Annotated in this window: 19 protein-coding genes; 11 read left to right on the top strand and 8 right to left on the bottom strand. The window is 62.9% G+C overall.

The window, feature by feature from the left end; translation table 11 throughout:
* Positions 1 to 233: 233 nt before the first annotated feature.
* Complete coding sequence (locus NUH88_RS08085; RefSeq protein WP_257771268.1) at positions 234 to 1,310, top strand: EAL domain-containing protein; 1,077 nt, start codon at positions 234 to 236, stop codon at positions 1,308 to 1,310.
* Here NUH88_RS08085 and NUH88_RS08080 read toward each other — a convergent pair.
* The gene (locus tag NUH88_RS08080) at positions 1,307 to 3,604 is read right to left on the bottom strand and encodes a heavy metal translocating P-type ATPase (protein ID WP_257771267.1); all 2,298 of its coding nucleotides are present in this window, start codon (positions 3,602 to 3,604) and stop codon (positions 1,307 to 1,309) included. The genes NUH88_RS08085 and NUH88_RS08080 overlap by 4 nt on opposite strands.
* An 87-nt stretch (positions 3,605 to 3,691) precedes the next feature.
* Between NUH88_RS08080 and NUH88_RS08075 the strand changes: the two genes are divergently transcribed.
* The 4 genes from NUH88_RS08075 (at position 3,692) to NUH88_RS08060 (ending at position 6,713) form a co-directional block, all read left to right on the top strand.
* Positions 3,692 to 4,141 (top strand): cyclic nucleotide-binding domain-containing protein, encoded by a 450-nt coding sequence (locus NUH88_RS08075; protein ID WP_257771266.1) that lies wholly within the window; start codon positions 3,692 to 3,694, stop codon positions 4,139 to 4,141.
* On the top strand, positions 4,138 to 5,013 hold the full coding sequence (locus tag NUH88_RS08070) for a beta-keto acid cleavage family enzyme (RefSeq protein ID WP_257771265.1): 876 nt from the start codon (positions 4,138 to 4,140) through the stop codon (positions 5,011 to 5,013). The genes NUH88_RS08075 and NUH88_RS08070 overlap by 4 nt, the downstream gene beginning before the upstream one ends.
* 14 nt (positions 5,014 to 5,027) lie before the next feature.
* The gene (locus NUH88_RS08065; RefSeq protein WP_257771264.1) at positions 5,028 to 5,768 is read left to right on the top strand and encodes a hypothetical protein; all 741 of its coding nucleotides are present in this window, start codon (positions 5,028 to 5,030) and stop codon (positions 5,766 to 5,768) included.
* Between the two features lie 213 nt (positions 5,769 to 5,981).
* On the top strand, positions 5,982 to 6,713 hold the full coding sequence (locus NUH88_RS08060) for a response regulator (RefSeq protein WP_257771263.1): 732 nt from the start codon (positions 5,982 to 5,984) through the stop codon (positions 6,711 to 6,713).
* A 22-nt stretch (positions 6,714 to 6,735) separates the two neighbouring features.
* Here the strand turns inward: NUH88_RS08060 and NUH88_RS08055 are convergent, their stop codons facing one another.
* From NUH88_RS08055 to NUH88_RS08035, 5 genes are all read right to left on the bottom strand, one after another.
* Positions 6,736 to 7,230, bottom strand: a complete 495-nt coding sequence (locus tag NUH88_RS08055) for an SRPBCC family protein (protein ID WP_257771262.1) — start codon at positions 7,228 to 7,230, stop codon at positions 6,736 to 6,738.
* Positions 7,227 to 7,595 (bottom strand): ArsR/SmtB family transcription factor, encoded by a 369-nt coding sequence (locus NUH88_RS08050; RefSeq protein ID WP_257771260.1) that lies wholly within the window; start codon positions 7,593 to 7,595, stop codon positions 7,227 to 7,229. Before NUH88_RS08050 ends, NUH88_RS08055 begins: the two co-directional genes overlap by 4 nt.
* Before the next feature lie 110 nt (positions 7,596 to 7,705).
* Positions 7,706 to 9,508 carry a translation elongation factor 4 gene (gene lepA, locus NUH88_RS08045; protein ID WP_257771258.1) on the bottom strand — a complete coding sequence of 601 codons (1,803 nt, stop codon included), beginning with the start codon at positions 9,506 to 9,508 and terminating at the stop codon, positions 7,706 to 7,708.
* Positions 9,509 to 9,599: 91 nt separating this feature from the next.
* Complete coding sequence (locus tag NUH88_RS08040; protein WP_372743553.1) at positions 9,600 to 10,598, bottom strand: lipid A deacylase LpxR family protein; 999 nt, start codon at positions 10,596 to 10,598, stop codon at positions 9,600 to 9,602.
* A gap of 68 nt (positions 10,599 to 10,666) precedes the next feature.
* Entirely contained in the window at positions 10,667 to 12,070 is a 1,404-nt protein-coding gene (locus tag NUH88_RS08035) for a sensor histidine kinase (protein WP_257771256.1), read from the bottom strand.
* Between the two features lie 219 nt (positions 12,071 to 12,289).
* Between NUH88_RS08035 and pcaD the strand changes: the two genes are divergently transcribed.
* Positions 12,290 to 13,075 (top strand): 3-oxoadipate enol-lactonase, encoded by a 786-nt coding sequence (gene pcaD / locus NUH88_RS08030; protein ID WP_257771255.1) that lies wholly within the window; start codon positions 12,290 to 12,292, stop codon positions 13,073 to 13,075.
* 114 nt (positions 13,076 to 13,189) lie between these two features.
* Here the strand turns inward: pcaD and NUH88_RS08025 are convergent, their stop codons facing one another.
* The gene (locus tag NUH88_RS08025) at positions 13,190 to 13,474 is read right to left on the bottom strand and encodes a GIY-YIG nuclease family protein (protein ID WP_257771254.1); all 285 of its coding nucleotides are present in this window, start codon (positions 13,472 to 13,474) and stop codon (positions 13,190 to 13,192) included.
* A gap of 181 nt (positions 13,475 to 13,655) precedes the next feature.
* Complete coding sequence (locus tag NUH88_RS08020) at positions 13,656 to 14,858, bottom strand: pyridoxal phosphate-dependent aminotransferase (protein WP_257771253.1); 1,203 nt, start codon at positions 14,856 to 14,858, stop codon at positions 13,656 to 13,658.
* 207 nt (positions 14,859 to 15,065) lie between these two features.
* Between NUH88_RS08020 and NUH88_RS08015 the strand changes: the two genes are divergently transcribed.
* The 5 genes from NUH88_RS08015 to ppa all read left to right on the top strand — a co-directional run bounded on the left by NUH88_RS08015 (position 15,066) and on the right by ppa (position 18,658).
* Positions 15,066 to 15,545 (top strand): hypothetical protein, encoded by a 480-nt coding sequence (locus tag NUH88_RS08015; protein WP_257771252.1) that lies wholly within the window; start codon positions 15,066 to 15,068, stop codon positions 15,543 to 15,545.
* Between the two features lie 46 nt (positions 15,546 to 15,591).
* Positions 15,592 to 16,845: an MFS transporter gene (locus NUH88_RS08010; protein ID WP_257771251.1), complete on the top strand. Its 1,254-nt coding sequence runs from the start codon at positions 15,592 to 15,594 to the stop codon at positions 16,843 to 16,845.
* Positions 16,842 to 17,696: a metallophosphoesterase family protein gene (locus tag NUH88_RS08005; RefSeq protein ID WP_257771250.1), complete on the top strand. Its 855-nt coding sequence runs from the start codon at positions 16,842 to 16,844 to the stop codon at positions 17,694 to 17,696. The genes NUH88_RS08010 and NUH88_RS08005 overlap by 4 nt, the downstream gene beginning before the upstream one ends.
* 55 nt (positions 17,697 to 17,751) lie before the next feature.
* Positions 17,752 to 17,949, top strand: a complete 198-nt coding sequence (locus NUH88_RS08000) for a hypothetical protein (RefSeq protein WP_257771248.1) — start codon at positions 17,752 to 17,754, stop codon at positions 17,947 to 17,949.
* Between the two features lie 175 nt (positions 17,950 to 18,124).
* Positions 18,125 to 18,658: an inorganic diphosphatase gene (gene ppa / locus NUH88_RS07995; RefSeq protein WP_257771246.1), complete on the top strand. Its 534-nt coding sequence runs from the start codon at positions 18,125 to 18,127 to the stop codon at positions 18,656 to 18,658.
* Positions 18,659 to 18,702 lie beyond the last annotated feature (44 nt).

Raw genomic sequence — 18,702 nt, 5'->3', positions numbered from 1 at the left:
CGCAGGAAAAGGCGATATGTAACCGCATATGATACAGAAATGCTGACCTACCTCAATGAATTTGTGCACCGCAGCATTGCATGCGAGACCCGCGCGAGGCGGGAAGCGGGTTAATAAAATATTGAAATCGCAAACATAATGCGGTTCGACCCGTTGCGTGCCCTGGCAGATCCGGTTCCCGGTGATCCACGTGCCGAGCCGTTGCGTACTCCTTCCCGGAAAGGAGCTGCCCAATGCGCTGCCAAGAATGCGAACATGTCGATGAGATTATTTTCGGCCGGACCCGGTTCTGGTTCTACATGCCGACCTCGGAGTCGCATGCACGCGTCGCCTCTGTGTTTGGGCGCCGTGAGATCGGCTCGAGCGACCTCGGAGGCAACTGCATCGAGGCGACGGTGGAACGTGACGATGTCGATGGTGTGCTGACGGCGCTGTTCGGGGAACTCAACAAGAAGGAATTGAAGGAGACCCGTGTGCTCTCGACCGCGGGCGCCGATCCAACTCCGCTCGATATGATGCGGGTGATGAGCGCCGACGTGTTCGTAAACCGGGTCAAGGGCCAGTGGCTGGTCGAGGCAATCGAGGAAGAGCTCTACGACACCTGGTACCAGCCGATCGTGGACGCCCGGTCGCCTTCGTCGGAAAACCCGTTCGCCCTTGAGGGCCTGTTCCGTATGCGGGACAAGGACGGAAACAGTATTTCGCCCGGATATGTCTTCAGCCTGGCCGAGCATGCGGGATTGCTTTTCTCGTTGGATATCGTGGCGCGGGCCTGCGCGGTGCGTCGGGCGGCGGAAAGCGGCTATCGCGGTCGGATTTTCGTGAATTTCAATCCCTCGAGCATCTACGATCCCGCGTATTGTCTGCGCACTACGGCCTCGGCGGTAGCGGAACTCGGGCTGAAGCCGGCGGACATTACCTTCGAACTAACCGAGACCCACCGGATCCAGGACAAGGATCATCTGAAGGGTATTCTCGCATTTTACCGGCAGGCGGGGTTCAAGGTCGCGCTCGACGATATCGGCTCCGGCTGGTCGGGCTTGAACCTGCTCCACGAGATGCGGCCCGATTTCGTGAAAATCGACATGGACCTGGTGCGTAACATCGATCGCGACCCGCTGAAGCAGTCGATCGTCGGCCATCTGATCTCGATAGCGAAGGAACACAGTATCGAGGTGATCGCGGAGGGCGTCGAAACTGAAGCCGAAGCGGGCCTGCTGCGCGATGCTGGGGCCGACTACCTGCAGGGCTATCTCTTCGCCAAGCCGGCGCCGATCGATACCTTCCTCGGGTCTCCTGCGGCGGCCTAGCCCGCCGCGAAGTCGAAGATATCCTCTTCCTGCGCATTGTGGATGCGCACCAGGGCGTCGACCGACTCTATGATGCGCTGGGCGTCGCGGATCAGGTAGCGGTCTGCGTCCTCCTCGCCGACGCCGCTTACCAGCCGGTCGAGCAGGCGCCCGAGATGCTGAATTTCCCGGTGCGCCCGGCTCATCGCGGCGAGGCCGTGGGCGTTGCCGAGATGCGGCACGAGCTGCGGATAGACATTGTCCTCGTCCTCGCGTTCGTGCGGCACGATATCCTCGTTGATGATCCGGTTGGCGTCGGCGATATGGGCCAGCGCCTCGGCGCCTTCGGCGTCGTCCAGCGCGTCGGCATGGGCCCGGAGCTGGTCGAGCCAGCTTTCGACTTCTTCGTGCTCCTCGCGTAGCTTGCGCGCCGCTTCTTCGGGCAGGCTCGGCTTCATTCCGAGCCCGGGCGGAACCAGCGCCCGCAATGCATTCAGGATCACCGCGACATCGATCCCTTCCTGCAGAATCGCCCCGGCGACGGGGGTGAGGTATCCGGCGGCGGCGAAGCCCATCGCCACCAGGGACATGATCATGCCGGCGACAATGCTTTGCATCGCGATCCGGCGGGAGCGCTTGGCGATGGCGAGCGCGTCGGCAACCCTGTCGAGACGGTCGATCAGGACCACCGCGTCGGCGGCCTCCGAGCTTGCGCTGGCGCCGCGCGCGCCCATCGCAATGCCCATGTCGGCCGCAGCCAATGCCGGCGCGTCGTTGATTCCGTCGCCGACCATCAAGGTCGGATAGCGCTTCTTCTCGAACTCGACCGCGTCGACCTTGTCGGCGGGCACCCGGTTGGCGAGCACGGCATCGAGATCGAGCGCGGCGCCGATGGTCTCGGCCGCGTCCGCGTGATCGCCTGTGACCATGACGATCCGTCCGATCCCCGCCTCGCGCAGGGCCCGAACGGCGCGAGGCGCCTCGCGGCGGAGGGAGTCGCCGAGCAGCAGGGCGCCGACGAGCGTCCCGTCCACGGTGACGAAGACAGAGAGGGCGGAGCGCCAGGAGGCCCGCCGTTGTGCCCGATCCACCCAGGCGGCGCGCTGGTTGCCGCCGGTGGTCATGGTCAGGCTTCCCGCCGCGACCCGTTTGCCCTCGACCGTGCCGGCGAGGCCGGAGCCGAGCTCCTCGCGTACGTCGGTCGGCGGTACCAGCTTCATGCCGCGGGACTCGGCTGCGGTGACGATGGCCTGGGCGATGACATGGTGCGAGGCCTGTTCCAGGCAGGCGGCGAGACGGAGAACGTCGTCGGGGCTCGCGCCGGGCGCGGTTTCGACCGCGACCAGCCGGGCGCCTCCGACGGTCAGCGTACCCGTCTTGTCGAAGAGGATCGTGTGCGCCCGCGCCAGCGCTTCCAGTGCCGTTCCGCCTTTGACCAGGACACCCCGGCGGGCGGCGAGAGAGACGCCGGAGATAAAGGCGACAGGTGCGGCGAGGATCAGCGGGCAGGGCGTTGCCACGACCAGCACGGCGAGGCCACGCACCGGGTCGCCGGAAAGAAGCCAGGCGCCGCCCGCGACGACGACGGCAAGCGGCAGCAGGAGAAGGGCGAAACGGTCGGCCATGCGGATGAACGGCGCCTGCGCCGTCTGCGCGGCGGCGACCATCGCGACGATCCCGGCATAGGTACTGTCCTTCGCCGTCGCCGTGGCCTGCAGGTCGAAGGGGTCGCCGGAATTGACCGCACCGCTTCTGACCGGCTCGCCCGCATGGCGTTCGACCGGGATCGGTTCGCCCGTCAGAGCGGATTCGTCGATCGTTGCGGTGCTGTCCGCGCCGGTCTCCAGGATGACGCCGTCGACCGGGATGACCTCGCCGGTGCGGACGAGGAGACGGTCGCGTTCGGCGACCAGATCCACGTCGATATCCTCCAGCGCCCCTTCGACATAGCGGTGCGCCGTGCGCGGCGCCCGGTCGGTCAGGCTCTTTAGATTGCGCTCGGCGCGGGAGACGGCGAAATCTTCCAGCACGTTGCCGCCGGCATACATCACCGCCACCACGACGCCCGCAAGGGTTTCCACGAGGGCGAGGGCGGCAGACATGGAGAGCAGGGCGACGGCATCGACGCCCATCCTGCCGGCGAGCAGGTCACGGGTCATAGAGACGGCGAGGGAGACGACCACCGGAACGGTGGCGAGGCCCCAGATCCATGTCGACAAGTCTTCCCGGCCGGCCTGCCAGGCGATCAGTCCGGCAGCGAGGCCGAGAGCGGCGAAGGCAATCAGGAGACGGCCAAGCAGGCGTTCGGAAATCATGATACTCCTTGGCGCATCGTTGCGCTTGCCCCGAGCTTATCGCAAAACTGAGTCCCGGCGGGAAGCGATCCTGGAGACGTCCGGAACATGCAGTACAAGGAAGCCAATACAAGGCGCTACAAAAAGGGCCAGTTCGTCTTCGTCGAGGGTGACGACGCTTTCGAGGCCTATATCGTGCTGCTCGGTTCCGTCGAGATCTCCATCGGCAAGGGGGCGGGCCGCAAGGTGCTGGACGTCATTACCGAGAACCAGATGTTCGGCGAGATGGGCGTGATCGCCGATATCCCCCGCACCGCGACCGGACGGTGCCTTGAGGATACGGAACTGGTCGTCGTCGACCGGGGGCTTATCGAGACGAAGGTCAGGGATATGGATCCCTATATCCGCTACCTCATGGAATCGCTGATCTCGCGGCTGATCCGGACCTCGCACGGCGTCCGTCCGGACCGCGCCGGGGTGCCAAGCCGCTTGTCCGAGGAACGACCGGGAGAGGTTGTTGAGATTTCCGGCACGGATAGCGAAGGGGGGAAGGCATGACGAAGGTCTGGCTGGAAGCAGCCGTCAACGGTCCCTGGACGCGGTCGCGGCAGCCCGCCATTCCGGTCTCCGCCGAGGATATCGCGGCCGATTGCATCGCCTGCGCGAAGGCGGGCGCCGCTATTCTGCATTTCCATCCCTACGATACCGCGACCGGCCTTCAGGTCGATACGACCGAGGCCTATGCCGAGGTGATCGACCGTGTGCGCGAGGTGAACGAAGATGTCATCCTCTACGGCACATTGCCGATGGCAGGGCTGCCGAACGTCTCCGACACCATGAAACCCGCCGAGCGTTTCGCGCATGTGAAGGGGCTGGCGGAGCGCGGGCTGATCGAGTGGAGCGTCGTCGATCCGGGCAGCACCAACATCACCCTCGACGCCTGGGCCGCGGAAGGGCGCGAGGGCTTCACCTACTACAATCCGGAAAGCCATATCCGCTATGGCCTCGGGCTCTGCGCCGAAAAGGGCATCCATCCGAGCTATGCGATCTACGAGCCCGGCTTCATCCGCCAGGGCGCGGCATTGCACCGCGTCTACGAGGGCTGCCCGATGCCGGTCTACCGCTTCATGTTCTCCGACCGCCTGACTTTCAGCTTTCCGCCCGAACTCTATGCGCTCGAGGCCTACAGGACGCTCTGCGAGGAGGAGCATCCCGGGGCGCCCTGGATGGTCGCAGGCCTCGCCGTCGATATCCGCCCGCTGATCGCACCGGCGGTCGAGCGCGGCGGCCATGTCCGCGTGGGGCTGGAAGACCAGCCGTTCGGCGTGGACACGACGAATGGCGCGCTGGTCGAGGAGGCGGTGAAACTGATCGAGGCCTCGGGCGGCACGCTGGCGACGCCGGACGAGGTCCGGGCGGGGTTGGTTTAGTAGAACCGGATTGAATGTCTCTCGTCATTCCTGCGTCCGGGAGGGGCGGACAGATTGGTGGCATTATGTTGAAAGTACTGAGTATTCTCTCAGTCGTCGTGATTTGCGTCAGTACGGCATCTTGTGCCTCATCTTCCAAGAAAATTGATGCGGGATGGCGTTCGGCGGGCGCGAAAACGGCCAAAGAGAAAGCGGCTGCATTTCGGATCATGGATAAGGCCTTCGCTTGTAGGCGGGCAGCAAATCCGGACCGGGTCGGCTGGATCAAGAAAGACGTGCGACTGTTCTCTGTCGACCTGAGCGCTCGGGACGAAAAACAGGTCAGCGTTGTTGGTGCTCGGGAACCTCAACGAGCTATCGATCGTGTCTCTTGGCATAATGCGCGCGCTTATGTTGCGATAAGGAGCGGTCTCATCGCTTCCGAGCCGGCTGCCGGCGCATGCAGGACGCGTGATCCCGTAGGCGAATATATCAGGCGCAGACTGCGCCGAATGAAGGACGATCCAATTGATTACCTGAAAATCGAGGCTGACGGCCTGACCCTTGGTGTTGCACATGTCGAGACTCGCGGCGGGCGGGACGATTGCGTTCTGATTTATGAAGAGTTCCAGCGTGTCTTCGATGGCCGTGATGAGACGTTGACGATTGCGCTTGCTGACTGCGCTCCCGGGATCGGCAGACAAGGTCTGAGGCGGGCCGGGCTTTTGGCGGCCATCGAAAAAGTGCGATTCAATGTAGAGGGCTTTCTCCATTGAGAATTGGGAAAATCTTCCGGCGCTGAACCCGGCAACCGGCGACGCGCTGGCGGCGGCGGATCGAGTTCGCAACCTTGCGTGAGGCCTCGGTGCCATCTCCACGAGAAAGCGAACGCCCCCTTAAGCTAAGCGGCGCGTTATCGTCGATTAACGGAAATTTCAGTCCCGCCTCCGGATAATGCGCGACCTTCAATCACGGATGAGGTCGCACCGATGGATGTCGTCATTGCCGACGATTCCCGTGTGGTTCGCAAGATCATTCAGGACGTGTGCAACGGTCAGTCCTGGGACATTAAGCTTCATCATGCCGAGGATGGCGAGCAGGCCCGTGAGGTCCTGTCCAAGCTGGATGAGGGGCTCGCCTTCCTCGATATCAACATGCCGGGCATGACCGGGCTCGAGGCGCTCGCCTATGCCAGGCGTGGCGGCAGCAAAATCGTATCGGTGATCATGTCGTCGGCCGACGGCTACGCGCTGCGCACGGCGGCGCAAGAGCTGGGAGCCTACGACTATCTCGTGAAGCCCTTCAGCGCGAAACAGATCCAGGAGCTCCTGGAGACGGCAAGGGCGCTGCTCTCCTCGCCCAGTGTTCTCGTGGTCGACGATTCGGCGACGGTGCGGAAATTTCTCGTCCGGATGCTCCACCAACTCGGGCAATCCTATGAGGTGGAAGAGGCGGAAGACGGCGAAACCGCGGTTCGGATGATGCGCACGGGTGTGTTCGACACGGTTCTGCTCGATCTCACCATGCCGGGGATCGGCGGGTTGACGGCATTGCCGATGCTGAAAGCCGAAAATCCCGAGTCGAAAATCTATATCGTGACAAGCTTCAGCGATCAGCAGACCGCCAAAGCCTGCATGGCGGCCGGGGCCGATGGCTTCCTCGTGAAACCGGTCAGCCCCGAGAACCTGCAAAGGATGCTGGGGCTGACCAGCGTGCTCTGACCGTTCGGTAACCCACTGCTTTTCAGCCCTGAAGCTCGCGAAGCAGCTCCGCCAGTTTCTCCATGCCGCTGCCCCAGCCCCTGTCGAGACCCTCGATCGCGCCCGCAAAGCAGGCGATCTCGATATCGCTCGCTTCGTGCGGGACCCAGGTCAGGCGCAGATCCGTGCGCGGGCCGTTCACCGCGAAGGTGACGGTCGTCAGCAGGGTCTTCGGCCAGTCCGGCATCATCGGATTGGCGGCGACATTCCACTCCGCATCCGCGGTTGAGTGCAGCCAGACCAGCTTTTCGGGAACCTCGACCTCGAGATATTCGACGCGCTGATAGCCCGAACCGCCGCCCATCTTCATTTCGGTCAGCCAGAGCCCGCCGGGCGCCACGTCCATCCTGTGGATCACCGTCTCGACCCCCGGGCCGTACCACCGGTGCACCAGGTCCGGGTCCGTCCAGGTGCGCCAGACCAGCTCGCGCGGCGCGTCGAAACTGCGCTCCAGGATATAGGTGGGCAGTTCGGTCATGTTCCGTCCTTTCCGGGGGCGGTGTTCTTGAGGTCTTCGAGCAACAGGTCGAGCCGGTCGAAACTGGCGCTCCAGGACTCCCGGAAGGACTCGAGCCAGCCGACGGCTTCGGCCATCGGCGCGGCCTTCAGGCGTGCCGGGCGTTTCTGACGATCCACATCCCGCTCGACCAGCCCGGCCTTCTCCAGCACTTTCAGGTGCTTCGAGATCGCCGGCTGGCTCATCGAAAAAGGCGCGGCCAGATCCTTCACCGACGCCTCGCCCTTGGAGAGCCGAGTCAGGATGGCGCGGCGCGTCGGATCCGAGAGCGCCGCGAAGACGGCGTCGAGCGACGGGTCGGTATTTACATAACCGATTTGTTCCATAACAAAAAGGTTATATTAAGTCGCGCCGAAATGCAACGGCTGGGGAATGAGTACAGACCGGCAGTGGATCCCGGACCGGGGTCCGGGATGACGAACAATCTCTGGGAGTGCTAGCCGTCGCCCATCTTGAGGGCTTCGATGAAGGCGCTCTGCGGGATGTCGACATTGCCGAACTGCCGCATCTTCTTTTTGCCTTCCTTCTGCTTCTCCAGCAGCTTCTTCTTCCGGGTGATGTCGCCGCCGTAACACTTCGCGGTCACGTCCTTGCGCATGGCGCTGACGGTCTCGCGGGCGATCACCTTGCCGCCGATCGCCGCCTGGATGGCGATCTTGAAGAGCTGGCGCGGGATCAGGTCCTTCAGGCGGGCGCACATGGCGCGGCCGCGGAGATCGGCCTGGCTGCGGTGGACGATCATCGAGAGCGCGTCCATCGGCTCGGCATTGACCAGCATGGAGAGCTTCACCAGGTCGCCCTCGATATAGCTGTCGAGCGCGTAGTCGAAGCTGGCATAGCCGCGGGAGATGGACTTCAGCCGGTCGTAGAAGTCGAACACCACCTCGTTCAGCGGCAGGCGGTAGACCGCCATCGCCCGGCTGCCGACATAGGTCAGCTCGAGCTGTTCGCCGCGCCGCTCGGTGCAGAGCGAGAGCACCGGGCCGAGATATTCGTCCGGCACCATGATGGTCGCCTTGATCCAGGGCTCCTCGATGGACTCGATCTTCATCACGTCCGGCATGTCGGCCGGATTGTGCAGGTCCATCTGCGTGCCGTTGGTCAGGTTGATGTGATAGACGACGCTCGGCGCGGTGGTGATCAGGTCGAGGTCGAACTCGCGTTCCAGCCGCTCCTGGATGATCTCCAGGTGCAGCAGCCCGAGGAAGCCGCAGCGGAAGCCGAAGCCGAGCGCGGCCGAGGTCTCCGGCTCGAAGCTGAAGCTGGCATCGTTCAGGCGCAGTTTCTCGAGACTGTCGCGCAGGTCCGGATAATCGTTGGCATCGACCGGGAAGAGGCCGCAGAACACCACCGGGATGCTGGGCTTGAAGCCCGGCAGTGGCGCGTCGCAGGGACGCTTTTCCTCGGTGATCGTGTCGCCGACCTGGCAGTCGGCCACGGTCTTGATCGAGGCGCTCATGAAGCCGATTTCGCCCGGTCCGATCTCGGCCAGTTCGGTCAGTTTCGGCGTGAAGGCGCCGACCTTTTCGACCAGATGGACCGCGCCGGTCTGCATCAGCTTGACCTTCTGGCCCTTCTTCAGCACGCCCTGGCGTACCCGGACCAGCGCCATGACGCCGAGATAGGGGTCGTACCAGCTGTCCACCAGCATCGCCTGCAGCGGTTTCTCGCGCTCGCCTGTGGGCGCGGGCAGCCGCTGCACGAGGGCTTCCAGCACGGCGGCGACATTGAGGCCGGTCTTTGCCGACACCTCGATCGCGTCGGAGGCGTCGATGCCGATCACGTCCTCGATCTGTTCCTTCACCCGCGGCACATCGGCGGCGGGAAGGTCGACCTTGTTCAGGACCGGGATGATTTCGTGGTTCTGGTCGATGGCCTGGTAGACGTTGGCGAGCGTTTGCGCCTCGACGCCCTGGCTGGCATCGACCACCAGGATCGATCCTTCGCAGGCCGCGAGCGAGCGGCTCACCTCGTAGGCGAAGTCGACGTGGCCCGGCGTGTCCATCAGGTTGATCTGGTAGGTCTCGCCGTCCTCCGCCTTGTACATCAGCCGAACGGTCTGCGCCTTGATGGTGATGCCGCGCTCGCGCTCGATATCCATGTTGTCGAGCACCTGTTCCTTCATCTCGCGGTCGGTGAGCCCGCCGCAGATCTGAATCAGGCGGTCGGCCAGCGTGGACTTGCCGTGGTCGATATGGGCGATGATCGCGAAATTACGGATATGGCTGAGGTCGGTCATGTGGGCCGATCGCTGTCACATTGTTGCTGGCCGGGGAAAATAGGGCCGCAAGGCCCCTCTGGCAATCGGGAAACGCTGGGGGCGCCCCCGCCTAGAACGCATAGGTCAGGCCGAGCGAGCCGAACGCGGACAAGTCCTTGTCGCTGTCGAATTCCGGCGTGCGGACGACCTGGGTCAGGGAGACCCGGGTCCGGCCGAAATTGAACACGACCCCGTAGGTGAAGTCGCCGACCAGCAGTTCCTTGTCGACCGACGCGCTGTCGCTGAAGGTATTGCCGTCTAGAAAGATGTTGCGCGCGACCATTCGGCCCTCGATCCCGGCGAAGAGGTACCAGTTGAAATTCTCGGTCGGTTCGAAATAGCCGGAGCCGGGGGTGCTCGGCTGGATGCGGGGCGGGCCGTATTCCTTTGTCGGGAGATCCTTGCCGAAACGCAGCATCATGCCGCCGTTGATATGGGTGAAGACATTCCCGAGCGCGCCTCCGATATAGGGCGATGCGTCGATGTCGTATCCGTACGGCGCGCCGAGCAGACTCTCCGCCCATTTCTTCTCGAAGGTCAGGAGCAGCGCGGGCTCGTTCTTGATCTGGCTGTCCCAGCCACGCGGCTCTCGCGAGTCGATGACGCTATGCACGAAACTCTGGACCTGCTCGCCCAGTGCCGCAGGGCCGACAACACCGAGGCTCAGTTGCAGGGAGGTCAGGCTGTCCTCGTCGTCGGCCACGACCCCGACCGCGCCGTAGAGCCAGGCGCCATATGGCCGGTCGTCCGGGTCGGGCGGCTTCCGCTCGATGTCCTGGGGGGTATAGAGGTTTTGCCCAAGCTGGTAGGTGATCCGGATATCCGCGTTCCTGCTGACGAACGGAGAGGCAAAAAATCCGATATTCAGCGGGTCCCTGTTGGGCGGGGAGGTCCACTGAATCGCGGTGCCGTGCGTGTAGTCGCGGTCGGTGCCGTTCACCAGATCGTTTTCGATGGTCACGTTCAGGGCGCCGCGTTTCGCTGTTTCTGCTGAATGCGTTATTGGAGATGAAGCAATGACCAGCAGCGCAGAGAGAGCGGTCACGAGACGGGTACGTGCAAAGAACATACGAAAAACCACCGGCTTCTGATGGCGAGAGCCATCTGATAGGAAACTCATATCCTATTCTGAGGCCTTCAGTGAAGGTGCGGCCGTCGCGGAAGGTCGATGGACACAGTGGTTCCGCTCTCTTCGCTGCTATCTATGGAGATTGCGCCGCCGTGCACTTCGACGAAGCGTTTCGCGAGAGGCAGGCTGAGGTCGATCCCGCCGCCTTTTGGCACGATTACCGCGTCGCTCACGCTAAAAGGATTGAAAGCTTCGGCAAGCTCGCCGGGGTCAAGGAGAGGTCCCCGGTCCGTGATCTCGATCCTTACGCTATCCTGTGGCTCCGGCCCGGCGAGTACTTGAATTGACGCTCCGGCCGAGGAGATCCGCATCGCTCGGTTTAGAATGCCAACCAATGCCTGTTTGAGCAATTCCTCATCTCCCTCCACGGAGCCGGTGCCTTCCTCGAAGAATTTGACGATCTCAGCGGGGCTTTTGCTGTGCTTAAGCCGGGCTGCCGTAATGGCTCGATCGACCAGGTCTTCCACATCCAGTGTCTCTGGTCTGAAGTTGGTTCGGTTCGCTTCGAAGCGAGAGAGCTCCAGAATTTGATCGACAAAATCGAGCAACACCGTCGCTGCCCTGTGGATGTCACGGCCATAGTCGGCCGACCGCTCGGACAGTTTTCCTCCCGGTTGCCGGGAGAGAACCTCCGAGAAGCCCATTATGGCATTCAATGGTGTTCGGAACTCATGACTCATGTTCGCGAGAAAGGCTGATTTCGCATTGCTGGCGCTGACTGCCAGCTCGCGCTCGGCGAAGAGCTTCTCGTTTGCAGCTTTCAATGCCAGCGCCTGATCGCTCAAGGTGATGTTTGCACGCGCGAGATCGGCGCGAGCTCTGAGAAGCTCCACAATGATGAGGGCAAGTCCGGTCGCAAGGACGAGGGCCTGATCGGTCGTGCGAATGATGCCTGCAGTCGGCGTGAATACCAAGAATGGCCATGGCAGGTGAATGGCGCCGCGTATCGTGAAGAGTGCCGCCAGGATCAGATCACCTCGGCTCTGCCTAGTCCGGTAGAACAGAATTGCGCAAAAAAGATGACCCAACCCAACCAACATTGGAAGATAGACGACGCTGAGAATTCCTGTAGTCGCATGAACGATTTGGGCAACAAGCCACAAAGAGATTGCGACACTGATCAGCCAGAATCTGGGGATTGGCACGTTGTTATGTGCGAGGCAGCCCGCGATCAGGAATGCTGATGCCGCGATCACACCGGCGGCGGCAATTTGCTGGCGGAATGGGTATTCGCCGAGATACATCCCAATCGCGACGTAGCTCAAGACAAAGCCGATGCAGGCGAATGACGCGCCGAAGCTGAGGAGCCTGGACCATCGCAGGCGTTCCCACATCAGCAAGAACGCAACCGCAACCACCAAGGTCGTCAGCGCAGAGTAACCGACAAGCTGGATTTCAGGGGTGATCAGCATTGACGGCCTCATTCTTACCCGCGCCGAATCCCAAAGTGGCGGCAGATTCATCAAGGTCCCATCGAGCATGATCGGCCTTGATGCAAATAAATCAATCATTTTCGATAACTTGCGGGTGTCCTCTGTTCGCTGCGGTGTCGTTTCGCAGGCAGGGGCGTTACGGTGTAGTTTCCAACGGGCCGTCTGCCGAAAGCGGCAATCACAACTGGGGAGGAGCGCGTGCCACTTATTGACGCCAACGGGATCAAACTGCATTACCGCATCGACGGGCCGGAGCGAGGGCGCCAGCTACTGCTCTCGAACTCGCTCGCCTCCAATTTGGAGATGTGGGATCCGCAGATCGGCGACCTGACATCAGCAGGCTACAGGGTGATCCGCTACGACAGCCGTGGCCATGGCGGCTCCGATGCGCCGGAAGGTCCCTACTCCATCGAGATGCTGGCGGAGGATGCCGTTGCCCTGCTCGACGGACTCGGTTTGGCCAAGGCTGATTTCTGCGGCCTCTCCAAAGGCGGCATGGTGGGCCAGATGCTCGGGGTCAGGCACGCGGACCGGGTCGGCAAGCTGATCCTCGCCGATACCGGGGCCTACATGCCGACGAAGGAAATGTGGGACGGCCGCATCAAGACGGTGGAGAAGGGCGGCATGGAGGCCGTGGCCGACGCCACCATCGAGCGCTGGTTCACCCCGGCGAGCCGGTTGAACCGCCCCGGCGACATCGAGAAGATCCACGCAATGATCCTCGGCACGCCGCCGCAGGGGTTCATCGGCTGCAGCCGTGCGATCCAGGCGATGGACCAGCGCGGCACCATTGGCGGGATCACGGCACCGACCCTCGTGATCGTCGGCGCCGAGGACCCGGCCACGACTCCGGACCACGCGAAGGAAATCCACGGTCTAATCGGAGGCTCGCAATATCTCGAGATCCCGGAGGCGGCGCATTTCGCCAATTTCGAACAGCCGCAACTGTTCACGAAGGCGATGCTCGGTTTTCTGAACGGTTAGCCGCCCTCACACTCAGTCGTCATTCCGGCGCAGGCCGGAACCCAGGGATTGAGGGCTGAGTTCTATGATCCCCTAGGCCCCGGCCTACGCCGGGGTGACGACCGTGGAGCGGGTTCAGATCAGTTCGATGAACAGGTCTCGCCATTGCGGATTGCGTTCCTCGATCCGCCGTAGCTTCCAGCGCCGGTGCCATTCCTTCATCTGCTTCTCGCGGAGGATGGCGCTGTCCATCGAAGGATGGGCCTCGAAATAGACTAGCAGCTTGACGTCGTAGCGTTTGGTGAAACCGGGTACCGCACCTGATCTGTGCTCCGAAACGCGTTTCAGAAGATTGCTGGTCACGCCGATATAGAGCGTTCCGTTGCGCTTGCTGGCTAAGATGTAGACATGCGGCTGCATGCCGAAAACATGTGAGGAACACGGCCCAATTTCCCCGTCATCCCGGCGCAGGCCGGGACCCAGAGGAACATAGAACTCGCTCTTCGGTCCCTGGGTTCCGGCCTCCGCCGGAATGACGGTTGAGTTTGGGGATAAAAAAGCGCCGCCCTGAGTTTAGGGCGGCGCTTTTTGTCGCGTCCGGTCAGCTGAGCGCCGCGCAGGCCCTCTGGATGCGGGCGCAGGCGTCTTCCAGCACGGACTCGGAGGTCGCGTAGGAGATGCGGAAATGCGGGCTGAGGCCGAAGGCCTCGCCATGCACCGCCGCCACGCCTTCGGCTTCCAGCAGGTAGGTGCAGAAATCCTCGTCGTTCTCGATCACCTTGCCGTCCGGCGTGGTCTTGCCGATCGTGCCGGCGCAGGACGGATAGACGTAGAACGCGCCGTCCGGCGTCGGGCAGTTGATGCCGCTCGCCTGGTTCAGCATGGAGACCACGAGGTCGCGGCGGCCCTTGAAGGACTCGTTGTGCTTGGCGATGAAATCGTGCGGCCCGTCGAGCGCCGCGACCGAGGCCGCCTGACTGATCGAGGACGGGTTCGAGGTCGACTGCGACTGGATCTTGCGGATCGCCGTGATCAGTTCCACCGGGCCGGCCGCGTAGCCGATGCGCCAGCCGGTCATGCAATAGGCCTTCGACATGCCGTTCACGGTCAGGGTGCGGTCGTAGAGGCCGGGCTCCACTTCCGCCGGGGTGCAGAATTTGAAATCGTCATAGACGAGGTGCTCGTACATGTCGTCGGTCATCACATAGACATGCGGATGCTTCATCAGCACGTCGGTGACTTTCTTCATGTCGTCCCAGGTGTAGCCGGCGCCGGACGGATTGGACGGGCTGTTCAGGATGATCCACTTGGTCTTCGGCGTGATCGCCTTCTCCAGATCCTCCGGCTGCAGCTTGAAGTCCCTTTCCTGCGGGCAGGGGACGATGACCGGCTCGCCCTCGGCGAGCAGTACCATGTCCGGATAGGAGACCCAGTAGGGCGCCGGAATGATCACCTCGTCGCCGGGGTTCAGCGTCGCCATCAGCGCGTTGTAGAGCACCTGCTTACCGCCGGTGCCGATGGTGACCTGGTTGCGCTGGTAGTCGAGATTGTTGTCGCGCTTGAACTTGCGGCAGATCGCGTCCTTCAGCTCCGGCGTGCCGTCCGGATCGGTGTAGCGGGTCTCGCCGTTCTTCATCGCCTGGACCGCGGCCTCGACGATATGCGCCGGGGTGTCGAAATCCGGCTCGCCGGCGGAAAGGCCGATCACGTCGCCGCCCGCGGCTTTCAGCTCGCGCGCCTTGGTGCTGATGGCAATGGTGGGGGACGGCTTGATGCGTCCGAGACGGTCAGCGATGAAGCTCATTTTTTCCTCGGAAGGCTGGAAAGGGCTGGCATTCGAATTGTGCGGCTGAGCCTACGCCCGCACCCGCGCGGGTTCAAGAACCGGAAGGCGCCAATCCTGCGGAAAGTCGCAGGATTGCATATCCCGGGCTGGCGATTGTTCGAAATTCACTGTAAATCCGTCTGGTCATTCACCAGAGATTAAGTATCAGGCCGTAAGAACTCATCCATGGATCCGCTCCGCCGCACAGAACACGCCATCCCCCGTATCGGCACGCTCGACCGAGACGTCTGGGTGCGCGAGATCGTCCGCTCCATGTGCGATGCGGTGATCGATATCGACGAGGTGGAAATGCGCCGCCTGGAACAGTTTCTCTGCGGCCTGATGCACTACCTCCTCGGCAAGGTGCACGACCGGATCGAGTTCCGGCGCGAGGAGGCGGTCTGGCGCGGCAAGCACGGGCTGCTGCCGCTGATGGGCGGGATGATGGACCGCTGCCGCGCGCAGGCCCGCGGCGCGGGTCAGGAGCCGGTGCGCGACTGGCTGAACGAGATGTTTCGCGAGGCCGATAGCTCGAAATACAATCCGGTCTGCGTGAAGGCCTTCCGGTTGCTGGCGCGGCTGGAGAACACGCAACTGGAGAACATGCTGCACAACGCGTCCTGCGTCGTGCTGATCTCCCTCGGGCACAAAATCACCTCCGACTGACGTTGCGGGATTCCCAAGGCCGCCGCTTTGGCCTAGATAATTCCTCATGTCCCTCGCCACTTCGGCGGCACGCTTTTGTCAGGCGTTCCGCAACCGCGATTACTCGATCTATTGCATCGGCAGCTCCCTAACCGTCATCGGTCTGTGGATGCAGCGGATTGCGATCGGCTGGGTGACCTGGCAGCTTACCGAGAGCCCGACATGGCTCGGGATCATTTCGTTCGCCGAACTGTTTCCGGTGGTGATCCTCAGTCCTTTCGCAGGCGCTCTCGCGGACCGCGCCGACCGGCTGACGATCGCGCGTGTGGCGCAGTGCCTTAACATGGCGCAGGCGACGATCCTGACGATCCTGACGCTGACCGGCACGCTCAATATCTGGCTGCTGCTGGCGCTCGCCCTCTGGACGGGGGTCGTTGTGTCCTTCTGGCAGCCGGCGCGTATGGCGATGATTCCCAATCTGGTGCGACGCGAGGATCTCGCCTCGGCGGTCGCGATCAATTCGGTGATCTTCAACGCGGCCCGGTTCGTCGGGCCGGCGCTCGCCGGACTTGTGATCGTCGGCTATGGAGCCGGATACGCATTCCTTGCGAATGCGGTCAGCTATCTGCCGTTCATCGCGGCGCTCTTCATGATCCGGCCGCGCGCCGATCTCGCCCCACGCAAGTCGAGGGGCGGCATCTTCGTGCAGATGGTCGAGGGTTACAGTTACTCGCTGAAGCACCCCGGTATCGGACCGACGCTGGTTCTGATGATGGTCGCCTGCATCTGCCTGCGGCCTGTTTTCGAACTGCTGCCGGGCTACGCGGCGGAGATTTTCGAACGTGGGGCCGAAGGGCTGTCGATGATGGCGACGGTGACCGGGATCGGCGCGGTGGTCGGCGGCATCTATCTCGGCCAGCGCGCTGGTCTGGAGGGGCTGGTTCAGCTCTCGCTGGTCAGCGTCGCGGCGATGATCGCGGCATTGCTGGTCTTCAGCCTGACCTCGAATTTCTGGGTTGGTCTGGCCGCGCTCTCCGTTGCGGGCGGGGCCATGGTGACCCATGGCGCCGGCTCTCAGACCCTGATCCAGTCGGCGGTGGACGAGCATATGCGCGGCCGGGTGATCGCGCTCTACGGCATGATGTTCCGGGGCGGTCCGGCGATCGGCTCGCTCACGATGGGATGGGTCTCCGACTGGGCCGGATTGCGCTTGCCATTGATCGTCGGCTGCGGGCTTACGGTAATTGCGCTCGGCTGGATGGTGCTTCGCCGCAATGCGATCCGCGATGCCCTGGAGGCGCGGGGCGGCATATCGCCATGAGCGCTACGTCGCGCCCGCGGCTCTGGGCGATCTCGGATCTGCATCTCGCCTCCGAAGTCAACCGGACGGCGCTTGCGGACATACCGGATCACGGCGACGACTGGCTGATCCTCGGTGGCGATATCGCCGAACGCGAGGAAGTGCTGGTCGATGCGCTGGATGTGCTGGGACGTCGTTTCGGGACACTGATCTGGGTGCCCGGCAACCACGATCTCTGGACCGACAGGCGTCCCGGCGCCGTCGCGCGCCGGGGGGACGCCCGTTACAGTCATCTGGTGGAGCTCGCGCGGGCCGCGGGCGCGGTCACCCCGGAAGATCCCTTTCCCCGCTGGCCGGCCGATCTGAAAGGCGCGCCTGTTTATGTCGTGCCGCTCTTCCTGCTCTACGACTACAGCTTCCGTCCCGACGGTTTGCCGCTTGACGAGATGAAAGACTGGGTGCGGCAAAAGCACGCGGTGCCGGTCGATGAGTTGCTTCTCGATCCGGCGCCCTTTGCGAGCCGTGCGGAGTGGTGTGCCGCGCGCTGCGCGCAGGCAGAAGCGAGACTTTCGTGTCTGCCGCCCGATGCGAAGACCGTTCTGATCAATCACTGGCCGATGCGCGAGGACCTGATCCGGATCCCTCGCGTCCCTCGTTTCCTGCCTTGGTGCGGCACAAGGCGCACGCATGACTGGCACCGGCGCTATCGGGCGCTTGAGGTCGTTACGGGCCACCTTCACACGCGCCGGACCGATTTCATCGACGGCACCCGGTTTCACGAAGTTTCCCTCGGCTATCCGCGGCAATGGGATCAGGACAAAGGTATCGCGGCCTATCTCAAGGACGTGACCCCGCAAACGCGCGGGGGTTGAAATCGTATCCCGGAATGAGAGGATACGGGTTCACGCTTTCGGAGGGAGAACATTCATGCGGACGGTAGACGTCAATCTGAAATTCGAAGCTGCGGAAAGCCTCCTCGAGGTTGTCCGGGGAGCGAAGATTCCCGAGGAAATGCGGGATTATCTCGCCCGAGCTCTGGAGAACGCGATTCGGGAGGCGGCCGCTCCGGAAGGGGGGGAATCCGCTCCCCGATATGTCGGAGAACATGGCGAGGATGACGTCTAGGACGCCGCGGGTCCGCGCTTCCCCCCGGTAAAGACTCCATTCCGGACTTGACCTCGGCGCCGCATTGCCGCAAATGCTGCGCCGCAAAACTTTTCTGTCGTCAATCCGATACAAGGCGGGGAATCTGCTTGCCGGCCCGCGCCGGCCGATCCTCCGTCCGAATGGAGCAAGACCTTTGGACGTTACCAAGATCACGACCGGCCCGAACCCGCCCTACGAGGTGCATGCCGTTATCGAGATTCCGCAGGGCGGGGTGCCGGTCAAATACGAACTGGACAAGGATTCCGGGGCCATGATGGTCGACCGGTTCCTGCACACCGCGATGTTCTATCCGGCGAACTACGGTTTCGTCCCCAACACGCTGTCCGACGACGGTGATCCGGCCGACATCCTGGTCGTTACCGGCTCCGGCGTGGTTCCGGGTGCGGTGATCCCCTGCCGTCCGATCGGTGTCGTCCATCTCGAGGACGAGGCCGGCATGGACGAAAAGATCCTCGCGGTTCCGGTCGAGAAGCTGCATCCCTATTACGCGAACGTGAAAAGCTACCGCGACCTGCCGGAAATCCTGATCCAGCAGATTGTCCACTTCTTCGAGCACTACAAGGATCTCGAGCAGGACAAGTGGGTGAAGTTCATCGAGATGGGCGATGAGGAATCGGCCCGCAAGGTGATCGTGGAAGCGATCGAGCGGGCGAAGACCGCGAAGTAAGCGCTTCCGCCTCTGTGCGATCCGTTGTGACCGCGCCGCCCCGA

This window comes from Nisaea acidiphila (genome assembly GCF_024662015.1).
Lineage (GTDB): Bacteria > Pseudomonadota > Alphaproteobacteria > Thalassobaculales > Thalassobaculaceae > Nisaea > Nisaea acidiphila.
This window is presented reverse-complemented; position numbering and strand designations above follow the sequence as displayed.

Coding starts and splice junctions, on each gene's coding strand:
- NUH88_RS08015 (WP_257771252.1), top strand. CDS start 15,066: ATGGATCCGCTCCGCCGCACAGAACACGCCATCCCCCGTATCGGCACG.
- NUH88_RS08070 (WP_257771265.1), top strand. CDS start 4,138: ATGACGAAGGTCTGGCTGGAAGCAGCCGTCAACGGTCCCTGGACGCGG.
- NUH88_RS08025 (WP_257771254.1), bottom strand. CDS start 13,474: ATGCAGCCGCATGTCTACATCTTAGCCAGCAAGCGCAACGGAACGCTC.
- NUH88_RS08005 (WP_257771250.1), top strand. CDS start 16,842: ATGAGCGCTACGTCGCGCCCGCGGCTCTGGGCGATCTCGGATCTGCAT.
- NUH88_RS08080 (WP_257771267.1), bottom strand. CDS start 3,604: ATGATTTCCGAACGCCTGCTTGGCCGTCTCCTGATTGCCTTCGCCGCT.
- NUH88_RS08065 (WP_257771264.1), top strand. CDS start 5,028: ATGTCTCTCGTCATTCCTGCGTCCGGGAGGGGCGGACAGATTGGTGGC.
- NUH88_RS08020 (WP_257771253.1), bottom strand. CDS start 14,858: ATGAGCTTCATCGCTGACCGTCTCGGACGCATCAAGCCGTCCCCCACC.
- NUH88_RS08050 (WP_257771260.1), bottom strand. CDS start 7,595: ATGGAACAAATCGGTTATGTAAATACCGACCCGTCGCTCGACGCCGTC.
- NUH88_RS08075 (WP_257771266.1), top strand. CDS start 3,692: ATGCAGTACAAGGAAGCCAATACAAGGCGCTACAAAAAGGGCCAGTTC.
- lepA (WP_257771258.1), bottom strand. CDS start 9,508: ATGACCGACCTCAGCCATATCCGTAATTTCGCGATCATCGCCCATATC.
- NUH88_RS08060 (WP_257771263.1), top strand. CDS start 5,982: ATGGATGTCGTCATTGCCGACGATTCCCGTGTGGTTCGCAAGATCATT.
- NUH88_RS08040 (WP_372743553.1), bottom strand. CDS start 10,598: ATGTTCTTTGCACGTACCCGTCTCGTGACCGCTCTCTCTGCGCTGCTG.
- NUH88_RS08085 (WP_257771268.1), top strand. CDS start 234: ATGCGCTGCCAAGAATGCGAACATGTCGATGAGATTATTTTCGGCCGG.
- NUH88_RS08055 (WP_257771262.1), bottom strand. CDS start 7,230: ATGACCGAACTGCCCACCTATATCCTGGAGCGCAGTTTCGACGCGCCG.
- NUH88_RS08000 (WP_257771248.1), top strand. CDS start 17,752: ATGCGGACGGTAGACGTCAATCTGAAATTCGAAGCTGCGGAAAGCCTC.
- NUH88_RS08035 (WP_257771256.1), bottom strand. CDS start 12,070: ATGCTGATCACCCCTGAAATCCAGCTTGTCGGTTACTCTGCGCTGACG.
- NUH88_RS08010 (WP_257771251.1), top strand. CDS start 15,592: ATGTCCCTCGCCACTTCGGCGGCACGCTTTTGTCAGGCGTTCCGCAAC.